At 69.2% G+C, this 13,450-nt stretch carries 13 protein-coding genes and 2 tRNA genes; 7 read left to right on the top strand and 8 right to left on the bottom strand.

Features of this window, described 5'->3' with window-relative positions:
* Positions 1-443: 443 nt before the first annotated feature.
* Positions 444-2,156, bottom strand: a complete 1,713-nt coding sequence (locus KZQ38_RS20790; RefSeq protein WP_219443795.1) for a bifunctional metallophosphatase/5'-nucleotidase — start codon at positions 2,154-2,156, stop codon at positions 444-446.
* Positions 2,157-2,285: 129 nt separating this feature from the next.
* On the opposite strand from KZQ38_RS20790, the gene KZQ38_RS20795 reads away from it, so the two are divergent.
* A complete protein-coding gene (locus tag KZQ38_RS20795; protein ID WP_308258506.1) occupies positions 2,286-2,756 on the top strand; it encodes a MarR family winged helix-turn-helix transcriptional regulator in 471 nt (156 codons plus the stop codon).
* A 20-nt stretch (positions 2,757-2,776) separates the two neighbouring features.
* Positions 2,777-2,861: transfer RNA gene (locus tag KZQ38_RS20800), tRNA-Ser, on the top strand.
* Positions 2,862-2,953: 92 nt separating this feature from the next.
* Here the strand turns inward: KZQ38_RS20800 and KZQ38_RS20805 are convergent.
* The 7 genes from KZQ38_RS20805 to KZQ38_RS20835 form a co-directional block, all read right to left on the bottom strand.
* Positions 2,954-4,339 carry a tyrosine-type recombinase/integrase gene (locus KZQ38_RS20805; protein ID WP_219443796.1) on the bottom strand — a complete coding sequence of 462 codons (1,386 nt, stop codon included), beginning with the start codon at positions 4,337-4,339 and terminating at the stop codon, positions 2,954-2,956.
* Positions 4,340-4,429: 90 nt separating this feature from the next.
* Entirely contained in the window at positions 4,430-4,624 is a 195-nt protein-coding gene (locus tag KZQ38_RS20810; protein ID WP_219443797.1) for a helix-turn-helix domain-containing protein, read from the bottom strand.
* A gap of 145 nt (positions 4,625-4,769) precedes the next feature.
* Positions 4,770-6,002, bottom strand: coding sequence for a DUF3987 domain-containing protein (locus KZQ38_RS20815; RefSeq protein WP_308258507.1), 1,233 nt, complete (start codon positions 6,000-6,002; stop codon positions 4,770-4,772).
* A 280-nt stretch (positions 6,003-6,282) separates the two neighbouring features.
* A complete protein-coding gene (locus KZQ38_RS20820; protein ID WP_219443798.1) occupies positions 6,283-6,516 on the bottom strand; it encodes a hypothetical protein in 234 nt (77 codons plus the stop codon).
* Between the two features lie 471 nt (positions 6,517-6,987).
* Complete coding sequence (locus KZQ38_RS20825; RefSeq protein WP_219443799.1) at positions 6,988-8,457, bottom strand: hypothetical protein; 1,470 nt, start codon at positions 8,455-8,457, stop codon at positions 6,988-6,990.
* A 458-nt stretch (positions 8,458-8,915) separates the two neighbouring features.
* Entirely contained in the window at positions 8,916-9,116 is a 201-nt protein-coding gene (locus KZQ38_RS20830) for a hypothetical protein (RefSeq protein WP_219443800.1), read from the bottom strand.
* Positions 9,113-9,328 (bottom strand): helix-turn-helix domain-containing protein, encoded by a 216-nt coding sequence (locus KZQ38_RS20835; protein WP_257901821.1) that lies wholly within the window; start codon positions 9,326-9,328, stop codon positions 9,113-9,115. The genes KZQ38_RS20830 and KZQ38_RS20835 overlap by 4 nt, the downstream gene beginning before the upstream one ends.
* Before the next feature lie 226 nt (positions 9,329-9,554).
* On the opposite strand from KZQ38_RS20835, the gene KZQ38_RS20840 reads away from it, so the two are divergent.
* The 5 genes from KZQ38_RS20840 (at position 9,555) to KZQ38_RS20860 (ending at position 13,308) form a co-directional block, all read left to right on the top strand.
* Positions 9,555-10,121, top strand: coding sequence for a GntR family transcriptional regulator (locus tag KZQ38_RS20840; RefSeq protein ID WP_257901822.1), 567 nt, complete (start codon positions 9,555-9,557; stop codon positions 10,119-10,121).
* Positions 10,102-10,824 (top strand): GntR family transcriptional regulator, encoded by a 723-nt coding sequence (locus KZQ38_RS20845; protein WP_219443801.1) that lies wholly within the window; start codon positions 10,102-10,104, stop codon positions 10,822-10,824. Before KZQ38_RS20840 ends, KZQ38_RS20845 begins: the two co-directional genes overlap by 20 nt.
* A gap of 160 nt (positions 10,825-10,984) precedes the next feature.
* Positions 10,985-11,066: transfer RNA gene (locus KZQ38_RS20850), tRNA-OTHER, on the top strand.
* Positions 11,067-11,126: 60 nt separating this feature from the next.
* Complete coding sequence (locus tag KZQ38_RS20855; protein ID WP_219443802.1) at positions 11,127-11,870, top strand: HAD family hydrolase; 744 nt, start codon at positions 11,127-11,129, stop codon at positions 11,868-11,870.
* 886 nt (positions 11,871-12,756) lie between these two features.
* Positions 12,757-13,308 carry a GNAT family N-acetyltransferase gene (locus KZQ38_RS20860; RefSeq protein WP_219443803.1) on the top strand — a complete coding sequence of 184 codons (552 nt, stop codon included), beginning with the start codon at positions 12,757-12,759 and terminating at the stop codon, positions 13,306-13,308.
* Positions 13,309-13,450: the final 142 nt, after the last annotated feature.

The following is a 13,450-nucleotide window of genomic DNA, read 5'->3' on the forward strand; positions in this document are numbered from 1 at the left end:
GGTGCGACGCCCTTGTGCCAGGGCGCCGCACCCGGGTTTCTCTCCACTGTGGAAGCGACTGGTCCGGTCCGTCACCGGTGGTGGCGTGGACCGCGGCCGGACACCGCCGTGCGAGACCGGTGCCCCGGACCACCGCGGTCAACAGCGTCAAGCGCGGCAGACACGACCCCGTGGTCGCGCCGCGTGCCCGGAACCCCGGTGGAACCGCTCACGATCGCGATCGGGACGTTCTTCGCCATCCCGCCCGCGGGGTTGCGGCCGAACGCGGATCGTCGCTGCGAGGACTTCTCAGCACCGCACCACCTACCCCTTCCGGGCGTGCCGCCCCGGGCTTTCTCGCGCTGCCCCCGGACGGCAGGTCCTGGTTCCGAGGATGCGCTTGATCGGCCGGTTGTTCAACCGTTCGCGCAAGCCCTGAACTGGTGAAACGTGGTCGCGCCCGGTCACGGTGCCGCGGTGATCCGGTTGAGCGCGGGCGGTGCCGTGCCCGGGTGCGCGGCCAGGTAGCCCGCGAAGGCGTCCAGGTCGATGCCCCCGCCGGCCAGGTCCGTGCCGCCGGTGAAGGCGCTGAACCCGTCGCCGCCGCCCTGGAGGAACGAGTTGATGGTGACCCGGTAGCTCGCGGCCGGGTCGAGCGGCGTGCCGTTCAGCACGACGTCGGACACCTTGGCCCCGATCGGCGCGGACGCCGACCAGCGGTAGGTCAGGCCGGCGCTGGGCTGGAGCACGATCTGCTTCGGCGTGCCGTTCACCACCTGCCACTGCTGCTCCAGCGCCGCCTTGAGCTGCGCGCCGGTGAGCGTGACCGTCTGGAGGATGTTGCCGAACGGCTGCACGGTGAACGCCTCGCCGTAGGTGACGACGCCGTCGCCCTCGCCCGCGGGTGAGGACGCGTGGGTGAGGTCGGCCCGCACGCCGCCGGGGTTCATCAACGCGAGCACCGCGCCGTTGCCGGCGGTGGCGGCGAGCTGCGCGTCGGCGATCAGGTTGCCCAGGGCGGATTCGCCCGCCTCGTTCTGCTTGCGCGGGATGTCGGCGGCGATGGTGCCCACCTGGCGGTTCGCGATGGGGCCCGCCTTGGTCTTGGCCAGGTCGACCACGGCCTGCACGGCCGGGTCCGGCGTGACGGTGCGGGTCACCACGTGGTTGCGCGCCACCGTGGCGGAGCGGATGACGTCGCGGGTGCGGCGGTCGATCTTGAGGTCCACGACGGACAGCTCACGGCCGAACGCCAGGCCCTCGATGAACGGGCGCGGGTTGCCCGCCGGGTCCTGGACGACGCAGTTGTAGTGCTGGTGGCTGTGGCCGGAGAAGACGACGTCGATCTTCGGCGACACGCCTTCCGCGATGAGCTGACCCGGGCCCTTGGCCGAGCCCAGCCGGCAGTCGTCCGGGCCGCCGCCCTGCGTGTTGTCGCCCTGGTGCACGAGCAGCGCGATGGCCTTCACGCCCAGCCGGTTCAGCAGGTCCGCGTACCGGTTCGCGGCGGCGATCTCGTCGCCGAACGCCAGCTCCTTGATGCCGTTCGGGTCGACCAGGGTCGGGACGTCCTTGAGCGGCATCCCGATGAAGCCGATCGGCAGGCCGTCGCGGAACTCCACCCAGAACGGCGGCAACGCGGGCAGGCCGCTCTTCGCCAGGGTCACGTTCGCGCCCAGGACGGGGAAGTGCGTGCCGGGGAACGAGTCGCGGAACTGGCAGCCGTCCACCGGGTGGCAGCCGCCGCGCCGCACCCGGAGCAGTTCCCGGTAGCCCTCGTCGAACTCGTGGTTGCCGGCCGCCGTGGCGTCCATGCCGACGCGGTTGAGGATTTCCACCGTGGGTTCGTCGTGGAAGAGGGCGGAGACGATGGGCGAGGCCCCGATCAGGTCGCCCTGGCCGACGACGACCGAGTTGCGCACCTCGTCGCGCAGGTTCCGGATGTGCGTGGCGTTGAACGCCGCGCCGCCCGCGTCGACCTGGGTGCCGTCCGAGAGCGTGACCCGGCCGGAGGAGCCGGTCGGCGGTTCGATGTTGCCGTGCAGGTCGTTGATGCCGATCAGCCGGACGTCCACGGCGCGGTGGTCGGCCAGGGCGGGTGTCTGCGCGAACGTGACGGCCAGTCCGGCCGCGGCGCTCAGGGCGAGCGCGACCGTGGTCCGCCTGAACGAGGTCATGGTTTTCTCCCCTGTTCGCGCCCTGGTAGGGGCGCACCAGGGCAGGGAGTTTGCCGTTCGCAGCTGACGTGCACCAGACATGCGCGTGGATCGTCCGTTAACGGAGATGTGCGGGCATAGCCTGGAGAGGTGACGCAACAGGAGCCCCGGTGGCTTGACGAAGGCGAGATGCGCGCCTGGCGGAACTACGTCGTCGGGGCGGCCATGCTGGGCGACCGCCTGCACCGCGAACTCCAGGACCGGCACGGCGTGTCCTTGGCGGACTACGAGATCCTGGTCCGCCTGTCCGAGCGGCCGGGGCGGCGGATGCGCATGTCGCAGCTGGCGGAGGAGGTGGCGTCGTCCAAGAGCCGCGTCTCGCACCAGGTGGCGCGGATGGAGCGGGAGGGCTTGCTGACCCGTCGCGAGTGCCCCGAGGACGGCCGAGGCGTCTTCGCCGAGCTGACGGACCGGGGGATGGCGACCCTGGAGGGTTCGGCGCCAACCCACGTCGAGGGCGTTCGGGAGCACATGATCGACCTGCTGACGCGTGAGGAGCACGAGGTCCTGGCCAAGGTGTTCGACCGGGTCATCACACACCTGAGGGGGTTGGACGGGTAACCTCTCGCACCGCGACACCGGGAAGCGTGGCAGAGCGGCCGAATGCACCCGCCTTGAAAGCGGGAGACGGGCAACCGTCCGGGGGTTCAAATCCCTCCGCTTCCGCAGGGTTCTGAGCAGCGAAAACGGGTCGGTCCCAGCGGTTGCCGGGACCGACCCGTTCGACGTTCAGCGGGGCTGGGGTCTCATTGCGGGGCTCACTTGTCCCCCCAGAGCAGCCCTCCGAGCTTCCCCGCGACGTCGTCGCGGATCTCGTCCGACACGTGGATGTAGCGCTTGAGCATCGAACCGGACGACCACCCCATGATGTCCATGATCACCCGGTGATCCACGCCCAGGACCATGAGCGTGGTGGCCGCGGTGTGGCGCGAGTCGTGCAGTCGGGCGTCTCGCACACCGGCCTCCGCGAGCAGGGCCTTCCACTCGTTGTGGTCCGACCTCGGGTCGATCGGCCTGCCGTCAGGCTGGGCGAAGACCCACCCTTCGTCGCGCCAGAGGTCGCCCGCTTGCTCGCGTTCGACTTCCTGGGCCGCCTGGTGCGCGAACAGTTCCCGTACCAGGGGTGCGGGAATGGGCACGGACCTTTTGCCCGCGTCCGACTTCACTTCGACCCAATGCAGTCCGCCGCCGTGCCGATCCGGGCAGCGGGCCGCATGTTTGGTGCAGTCCTCCGTGCACACCGGTGGGCACTTCTTGTGTCTCGCGCACCGCTTCGGGCAAGGCTTGGTCTTGTGGTACGCGCTGCCGCACCGGTGGGCGTCCGGGCACCCGTGTCTCCACGGCCGTCGTTGGAGTTGTCGGGGCGTTCTCAGCGACCCCGTCCACTTTGCTTGCGGGCACTTCGTCGCGGACGTTTCGCTACAGTGCGGTTCGCACCCGTGCTCGCACGAGATGTTCACCCGTGGCCACTTCAAGCCAAGGCACTCGCCCTTGCGCATACCGAGTGCGAGTGCCACCTTGAACCGCACGCCGTTTCGGCGGTTACCCGCCGCCTTGAGCAGGAGCTGCGACTCTTCCGGTGTGAACGGCTCGACCTCTTTTTCTTCCAGCCGTGGCGGCTTCGCCACCTTGGCGGGGTTCTTCGTGAGTCGATCACGCTTGACCGCCTCGTTCAGCGCGGTCTTGACCGTGCGGTGTACCTGGTGGACGTTGCCGGGGGAGTGGCCCGCCGCCAGCATCCGCGCGTACAGCGACTCCAGGTGTTCGGCGGTGAAGCGCTTGTTCATCCGGTGCGCTCCGATGCCTGGTATCAGGTGGTTGTAGACCGCGTTGCGGTAGCCCTCCAACGTCTTGAACCTCACGGATGGTGCCGCGATCTTCTCCACCCAGTGACGTAGCCACTCCTCAACGGTCCAGGTTCGGCCAGGCGCACTTGCCTGCCCGGAGTTCCGCTCTTGCTCCAACTCTTGTACCCGCTTGATGACCTCCACTTCGGTCTTGCGCTTGACGTGCCGTCGGTCGGGCGTGCCATCGTCTTTGACACCCATGGTGACGCGACCGTGCCATTTTCCGTCGGAACCTTCGTAGATGGTGCTGGCTCCGTTCGGCCTCCGGGTGCCCTCGGGTCGCTTTTTGCGCGGCATTGACAGACGTGCCTTTCTGGGGTTTTCGGATGTGCGAGGTCGTGACGTCATGTGGCGCCAGAGGTTTGTCCGGTGAACTTCGCGCAGGGCTCAGGTGTTCTGCTGAGCGGTAAGGCGTTGGATGTACGCCCGGAGCGCGTCCAGGGGAATGCGCCGGAGGCGTCCGATCAGGACGCTCGTGACGTCACCGGACTTGAGCAGGGCGTACATGGTGGTGCGGCTGACGGAGAGTTGGTGGGCGGCTTCCTCGACGCTGAGCAGGGTCCGGCTCGCAGTGGTGGCCATGGTGGTGTCCTCGTGTTGTGGTGGGCACTGCGGCGAACTTGACGAACTAACGAACCAAGGACTTGACCTGCGCTTCCGTGCCGGGCTTAGTTCGTCGCCGACGAACTAAGCCCAGTGGGTTCGCCCTGGTCGGCGGCATAGTTCGTTAGTTCGTCGGGTTCGTCGGAGGCTGGGCGGCGGTGTAGACCTCGGTGGGTCGCCCCCTTCCGCCGGCGGGCGGGCGCAGGGTGCGGGTGACGCGGCCGGACTGGGTGAGTTGGTCGAGCAGCTGCGCGGGGTCGATCCCGCGTCGCTTGGCGTTGCCTCCGTAGTGGACGGTGGTGATGTCCTTCCGGGTGCGGCCTTGAGGTCCGGCGGCGGTGATGAACGCGGCGAGTTGGTTGGCGTCGGCGTCGGTGCCCAGGACTGCGCGGGCGGAGTCGATCGAGTAGCGCACGAGCGCGGCGGCTGCCTGCAAGTGGTCGGGGGTGATGAGCGGGGTGCGGTCGAGTGCGGCGTGGATGGCCGCGATGCGGACGCAGTTGGCCGCTGCGCGGGAGATGAACTCCTCGACCGGCCCGTCTCCGCCCAGGTGGCCGTTGAACTCGACTTGGAGGTGTCGCCAGGCCAGGTGCGCGGCGTCGGTGAAGCCGAGTGTGCCCAGGTGCGCGGCGTGGTCCAGGCGCGCGGCGAGGGAAGCGGCCAGGTCGGTCATGAGCCGGGGTTCGGGCACGGGCGGGAAGTGCTTGGACTGGGCCACGGCGACGGGGAGGAACCGGTTGTAGGTGCCGCCGGCGAGGTCGGAGGCGGAAACCTTGCCGCGGAACTCCTTGGGGGTGATGTGGGCGATGATGCCGAGGTGGGAGCGGCGGGCCATGCGCGCGTCGACGTTGAGGGTGGAGAGGTTCCCGCCTTCCCACGCTTGGCGCAGCAGCGCGCCCAGGGTGCTGCCCTCGCGCTTCATCCGGGCCATGACCGAGGACCACTCGGTCTCCAACGCAAGCAGTCGGCAATCGCCCTCGGGCAGCAGGCGGGGCCTGGCGTTGTTGCCCTCGGTGTCGGTGGCGTCGGTGAAGGCGGCGGCGAGCCCTTCACCGCTGGACAGGCCGGAGTGCTTGTTGCGGGCCACGAAGTCCGGATCGGCTTCGGTCAACAGGGCGAGCGCGGCGTTGGTGGCGGTGCCTTTGCGGCCGATGCCGGTCGCGCCGATGAGCATCGGCCACACCAACAGCGGGTGCCGCTCCCCGAACCCGAGTTCGAGGTGGGGACCGGGACCGAGGTGGACGCCGGCCGCGCCGACCAGGGTGGCCAGCACTCCGACCGGGTCTCCCTCGGTGTGCGGGTCGATCCGTCGGGCGAGATGTCCGAGGTAGCAGGCGAACGCGGCGGGGTCTGCCACCGGAAGCCATGCCCGAGCGCGGGCGACCTGGGCGGCTCCCTGCCGCTCCAACTCGGCCACCTCGCGGCTGAAGGACCGCTCTAGACGGAGGGGAGCGGCGGAGGGCTGATCGGGTCCGGCCACGACGGGTCCGCGGTCGCCAGTGGGACGGGTGGACGCGCCCCCCTCGTCTAGAGCCGTTTGTGCCGTGGTGGTGACCGGGTGCAGCCACCGCCCGTCCGGCGCCACCGGCGGTACGGGTCGTGGTGCGTGCTCGGGGTGGATCACGTCGGTTCTCCAGTCAGGCGGCGGCGATCGCGGCCAGCACCGCCGGGGCGATGCGTTCGGCGGCGGCCAGGTGCGCGTGGTCGACCAAGTGGGAGTGGGAGCGGCGAGCGGCGCGGAGCCCGGCGCGCAGCTGCGCGACCCGCATCCGGGGGTCGGCGGCCACGGTGGCGCAGTACCGGGCCAACCTCACCGGCCCCAACCGGTGCCAGTCGTCCGGGCTGAACGGACCGACGTAGAGCAGGGTCACGACTGCGCCCAGGTCCAGCCTTGCGGTGTCGGTCCTGGGCGGAGGCGGTGCCGACCGGGTGCGCCGGCGGCCTGTCCGAGGTGCCATGGGGTGTTCTCCAGTCGGGTGGTTCGGTGGGTGACACAGCCATTCGGGTGTGTGGGTGTGCAGCCCCCCGGTTTCAGGGCGAAAACGCGGGTCGGAGGGGGTGCGGCCGGCACACCTGCACACCTGCACACCCTCAGGTCTGGGGGGCTGTTTGTGCAGCTCAGAGGTGGTTTTAGCGGGTGTGCCGGTGGGTGTGCGGGTGTGCCGGTCCAGTCCGATCGCCCCGCACAGGTGGGTGTGCAGGTGTGTTGTGTGCTTGTTTGTGCTGGTTGAACCGGGTGTGAGGGGTGTGCCGGTGGGTATCGGGGAGGGATCACCTGCACACCCCCGACACACCGGGTGTGCAGGTGATTCAGTGCTCCGCCAGGCCGGTGTCCGCCGGGTTCAGCGGGGGGTGTTCCAGAGGTGTTCGCCGGGCCGTGGTGCCTGGTGGCGGGCGAGGTCGGTGGCGTGGGCGCGGGTGAACACGGCGGGGACCTCGGTCGCGGCGGCAGCAGCGGCCCCAAGTGCCTGGTAGACCTCGGTGAGCTTGTCCATGACGGTGGGGTGGATGGGGTATTCGGCGCTGCCCTTCTTGACGAAGGTGGCCAGGGCGAGCGCCAGGTGGCTGATGGTTTGGGGCCACTGGTTCAGGTCGTGGCCGAAGTCGGCCATGGAGTCAGGGCTGTACCGGGCCGCACGGGCGGACTGCTCCATGGCCAGATCGGTGATGCCCAAACCGGATACGGGGGTTCCTCCGGTGGAGTCGGTGGCCTCGACCACGCTGGCGGGATGGGGTGGCCGGACCGGGACGGGGTTGCGGGCGGGCACGGGCGGCACCAGATCACGGGAGGTGTCCGCGGTCGGGGTGCGGATGTGGTCGGCGACGGGGAGGCCGGGAACAGCTGCCATGAGCGCGAGGCGTTCTTGGGTCTCCCAGTGCCGTATCCAGGCCGCGTAGCTGGCTGCGGTCAGCAAGGTGCCGGCGGCCCACGCGGTGGCGGTGAGCATCCGCACCACCGGCGTGTGCCGGTCGTCGCCGGTGGTGGTGCGGACGTGCCGGTAGACCGATCCGGCGGTGGCTGCGGGGGAGGGAACGTCGGGAACGACCTGCCGGACCCACCGGTGGTGGCGGCGGGCCGACTCGGCGTCCCAGTAGGCACGGCGGGCGGTGTCGTGCAGTAGCGCGCGATACTCCGCTGCGTCGTGCCACACGTCGCGTGCGGCGTCCCACCAGCGCTGTGCCCGCTGAACCGTGTCCGCCAGCTTGTGCTGACGGTTGGCGCTGCCACGGCTGCTGCCGCCGCCGTGCCCGGTGCTGCGGGCACCGGACGCATTCACCCCGGTTCGGTGTCCGACCGCAGCGCGCCGCGCAGTGTTCGCGGCCCCGCCCGCGGTGGTTGCGCGAGCACCGCGCGGGACGGCTCGCGTCACGGGCGGAGTGCCGTACCCGGCACGCTGAGCGTGCACCGCCGCCGTGCGGCCACCGGGCGGAATCCTCCGACCGGCCACACCGCCGGCGGCACCACGGACACCGCCGGCAGCGGCGCGTCGGCGGGCCACCGCAGCCCGCACCCTGCCGACCAGACCTGCCCGCCGGCGGCCACCGCCAGTACCGGCAGTGGAACCCGCAGAGCCGACAGCGGCGTTGCGGTTCCGGGCGGCACGGCCGCGACGCCGGTCGCCGGTACCGGTGCGGGCAGCGGTACCGGTCCGGCCACCGGCGGACCGGAACCGCGCCGCACGGCGGGCACGTGCCTGCCGGACACCGGCCACGGCGGCACTCGCGCCGGCCACCGCGCCGGCGGCCACCAGACCCGGTACCCCGCCGACGTACACGGCGGTACTGCCCGCGATCGTGACCAGTTCCGCCACGGACACCACCGCCGGAACCCCCGGCACCACCAGCCCCGCGGGTCGCGAACCGGCACCGGCGTGCTCCCGCGACCCGCTTGGCTTGGGGGTGGTCGGCCCAGTCGGCTGAGGGTCGGCGGTGGGACGCGGCGCGGCATCACTGCCCTGCGCCACCTGCACCGCCTTGGAACTCGCGTCCCGGCGATGAGTGCGAAGCTCCATAGTTCGACGTCCTTCCTGTGCACTTGAGAAGCGATCAGTCGCCCCTCGGGTCGCTCACGCGAGGGGCGTTCCGACAACTGGCAAGGCGCGACCTGAACGGAACTGCGGTACTCGGGTCGTTTCCCCGGCACCGGGTCGAACAACGCCACAGGAGAGCGACGGGTACCGAAGGGCGACCGGTCCACGGTGGCGGTACCGGCCGGACGGGACCGGTACCGCTGTGCTGGTACCGGGCGAGTACCGCCACCGCAGGGTCGCTACTTCCCCGCCAGGTAGGACGCCACGGAGTTCGCCGGACGCCCCGCGGCTCGCGCCCGTTCGTCGGCCAACTGCCGACGACGCAGCACCATCAAGTGATCAATCCCCGCCGAGATCTCCGCAAGCTCCTTGCGCACCTGGTCCACCTCGGCCTGTACCGCGACCGGGCTCCCCGCGCGCTTCGCGGTGGGTGCGCTCACGCCGACACCTCCACGGCCGTCGCGTCGTCACCAGTGCCCGCGCACGCCTCCCGGAACACCGCCAGTGCCGACTCCGGGACGCGGATCGAGCCACCGACCTTGAGCGCGTCCAGCTCACCGGCCTTGATCAGCCGGTAGACCGTGTGCGGCGAGATGTCGAACATCTCCGCCACTGCTTTGACCCGGTACATCCGGGTACCCTCGTTTTGCATCGAAAGCCCCCAACGGCTCGATGTGATCTGCCGCCCCGGCCGGTGTTCCAGCACCGCCGGGGCTCTTTGCTTTCGTTGCAACCGTCGCAGCGGTCGCTACGTGGGCAACCGTATAGCCTTTCGCGAAAGGTTGCAAGCTTTGCGGAGCGTCGCCCTTATCGCCTTACGGTTAGGGTTGGTAGGTGAGCTGCGGCGATGATGCCTGGGGGAGCTGAAGGGAGGGGCCTTGAGCAGCGAAAACGGGCTGGATGACTCGGCCGGGTACGTGATGGCCCAGAGTGCGGGCGAGCGCGACGCCTGGTCGCAAGCGACGGCAGGTGCCCAGCGTTCCGGAGGGCAGCGGTTGCGCGAGGTTGCCGAGGTCCCAGCGTCGGCGGAAGTGGCGGAGGCGTTCGGCCTGCCGGTCGGCGCGCCGGTGGTGGTTCGCCGCCGCGTGATGCTGTTGGACGGACGTCCGGTCGAGCTGACGGACTCCTACTATCCGCCCTCCATCGCGCGCGGTACCCGCCTGGCGGAGCCCAGGAAGATTCCCGGCGGCGCACCGACGCTGCTCAAGGAGCTGGGATACGAGCTGCGCCACGTCGCCGAGGACGTATCGGCCCGCTTGGCCACCGATGAGGAACAGCGGCTGCTGGAGCTGGAGGCACCGGAACCGGTGATCCTGCTGCGACGGACCTCCAGCACAGACGATGACGTGCACGTGGAAGTCAGCGTCATGACCATGCTCGCCGCAGGGCGCCACCTGCACTACGAGTTCTCCGTAGGGAGCCACGATGCCCAGACGAACCGATAGCCGTCCCCTGCATCAGCAGGTGGCTGCCGCGCTGCGGGCGCAGATCATGGCCGGTGAACTCGCCTCGGGGACCCAACTGCCGTCCACCGCGCAGCTGGTGGAGACCTACAGCGCGTCCAACCCGACGATCCAGAAGGCGCTGGCCCTGCTCAAGGATGAGGGCTACCTGCGCAGCCACCCCGGCAAGGGTGTGTACGTGCGCGACCGCGAGTCGTTCGTGGTCGAGGCGGGCAACTACTTCGCGCCCAGTGCCCGCGGTTACTCCTACCAACTCCTCGACGTCGCCGAGGTGAACCCGCCCGCCGACGTGGCCGCAGCCCTGGGCCTGGGCGACAGGGAGCGGGCCGTGGTGCGTCACCGGCTCATGTCCCACGACGGGGAGCCGGTGGAGCTGTCGCACTCGTACTACCCGGCCCGGCTCGCCATCGGGACGCCGTTGGCGGGCAAAGGCAAGATCCGAGGTGGCGCGCCTCAGGCGCTCGCCGACCTGGGCAGCCCGCAGCGGAGGTTCACCGATCGGCTTTCGGTACGTCAGCCCACCCCCGATGAGGTGCAGCTGCTGGACCTGCCCGCCGAGGTGCCGGTGATCCGCCAGTTCCGCGTGATCTACACCGACGATGATCGCCCCGTGGAGACGACGGTCATGGTCAAGGGGGGCCACCTCTACGAACTGCTCTACCGGGTGGATCTGGCTGCTTCGTGACGAGTGTTCGGGGCTTTCGTGACAGGGCCGGTGGTTGAAGTGACCACTTTGGACAGCCGAGATCCGCCCCAGCGGGTCTCGGTTCGGGTCTCAGTTCACGGCCGTTCGCCCCTCCTACTGATCTCTCTCATGTCTCAGTGACCAGCAGTGCAGCAACACGGGAAGCGCCCTGAACACGCCATCCGAGAACTTGAAAGCGGGAGACGGGCAACCGTCCGGGGGTTCAAATCCCTCCGCTTCCGCAGGTAGGAGGGGTGTGGCCCCGTTTCCCGGTCACACCCCCTCCGTGCGGAGTGCCAACAGTGGACGATGTCTTGCGCCGGATCCTGCGGTCCACCGAGCTGCTGCTGCTCGACTTCGACGGCCCGCTGTGCGCGCTCTTCGCCGAGGTCCCCGCGCCCCACGTGGCCGACCGGCTCCGCGACGTGCTTTCCGGGGGACGCACCCGACTGCCCCCGGAGATCGAGCATTCCCCCGACCCCTTCGACGTGCTGGCCCACGCCGCCACGCTCGGCACCGATGAGGCACACCGAGTCGAAGCCGCCCTGCGAGCGTCCGAGGTCGACGCCGCACTGCTTGCGCCACCCACGCCCGACGCACACAACCTCGTCCGCGCGTGGCACAAGACCGGGCGCGGGTTGGCGATCGTCAGCAACAACTCGCGCGAGGCCGTCAACACCTACCTGCACCGCCACTTCCTCGCCCAGCACGTCCACGTGGTGTCCGCGCGCACGGGGCCCGATCCGCGACTCCTGAAACCCAGTCCGCACCTCGTTGAGGCGGTCATCTCGACGTTCGGCACCCCGCCCGGCGCCGTGACGCTCATCGGCGACTCCGCGAGTGATGTCGTGGCTTCACGTGGCGCGCATGCGAAGGTCATCGCCTTTGCCAACAAGGTGCACAAGCGGCGAACCCTGCGTGAGGCTGCGCCCGACCTCGTCGTCACCGCGCTCCACGACGCCGTTGACTGCGCGCGCGACCTCGGGCCGTGGCGGGAGAGCGCTCCGCGGACGGGCGACTGCTGGGAATGCTCGCGCAAAATCTAGCGGCCATGGTTCGATGATTCGCCAGTGACGTCATGGGCTCACGTGGCGTACAAAGGTGATTTTCTTGATCGGCAAGTTGCATAAGCCGCAAAGGCTCAGGATTGACTCACCGACCGTGTCGCCACCGCGTTCTACGAACCGTGAGTAACGTCACAACTCTCGGTGAACCTTTGTGTGTGTTATCACGGCAACTTCAGTCGTGCACATACAGAGGGGTGTGTCTCCATCAACCGCATTCGATCCTGGGTGACCAGCCCCAAGCCTCTTGGGTCGCAGTTTGCAGCGAGGCGGGACTTAAGTCGAGCAGTCCTGGGTGTCGCACACCGCCATGCGAGAGTCAACTCGCTCGGGTGAAAATACGTAGACACCACGCAGTTGCCCTCAATTGGCCCCTCTCGACCTGCTTGCCATTGCCTGGCTCGTGCGTGTGTAATTCAGTCGATCGGCGAGCACGCCTCCGTCGTTCCAGGCCCCCGGGGGCTGGAAGGACCGGCCCCGGAGCTGCGGCTTCGGACTGAAAAGAGGTAGTGAATGCGTCGCCGGTTGAAGGCAGCGAAGAGCGGACGCCCCAAGGTGTTGCGCAACGAGAGCCCAGCTCTTGTGGGAGCCAGGCTCTTCGCTGCTGTCGCACAGATCGCGTATGTGCTGGTCCGGCTCGTCCGCGATCTGTAACCGAGGGGTCGAGTCGGCTTGGACAGCCGGCTCGACCCTTCGTGCACAAGACGCTCAGTTGCGTAGAAGCATCGTATGCACCGGTCAAGCGTGACAAAGTCACCCGATCCAAGTCAAACGGTGTTCTCGGTTCGCCGCCGTCCCGTGGCGATTGCGTCCGGACGGCGCGTAATCCAGGTGAGCGTTGTGCCGCGTTGTGCTGAAATGGCTGGTCATGACCAACCTGACCTACCCGGACCCGCTTGGAGATGGGGTCATCAGCGTGCGTCCCTGGCGCGACAGCGACCTGCCGTGCGTCGAACAAGCCTCACAGGATCCGCGGATTCCGCAGGGCACGACCGTTCCCGTGCACTACACGCCGGAAGCGGGATTGGCTTACATCGCTCGCCAGCACGCGCGGCTCACCTCGGGGCAGGGCTGGTCGTTGGCCATCGCCAGGCAGGACACCGATGAGGCGGTGGGGCACATCAACCTGATGCTGCGCCCACAGCAAGGCGTCGCCGGCATCGGCTACTGGATCGTTCCCGCCGCCCGGCGGCAGGGGATCGGTTCTCGTGCGATCGCGTTGATGACCGCGTGGGGCCTGGGTGCGGGCAATTTCGCGCGCATCGAGGCGTGGGTGGAGCCGGACAACCACGCGTCGCAACAAGTGCTGGAAATGAACGGCTACCTCCTGGAGGGCAAGCTGCGCAGCTTCCTCGACTTCGGCACCCGCCGCGCCGACGTGCTCGTCTACTCCCGCATCACATCAGACGCAGAGGGCTGAGCGGCCCCGCCCGGTGCGGCACGCGGCACGAGCGCAGCGGGGTCGTTTCGGAAAAGTGACCAGTATTGGGCTGTCCACCGGACGGTTGCTCAAGTAACTTTCCCCCGAAAGACGTGCTCGGCCCGGACGGCGCGGGGACCGC

Origin of the sequence: Saccharothrix obliqua (assembly GCF_019375475.1) — a bacterium.
Lineage (GTDB): Bacteria > Actinomycetota > Actinomycetes > Mycobacteriales > Pseudonocardiaceae > Actinosynnema > Actinosynnema obliqua.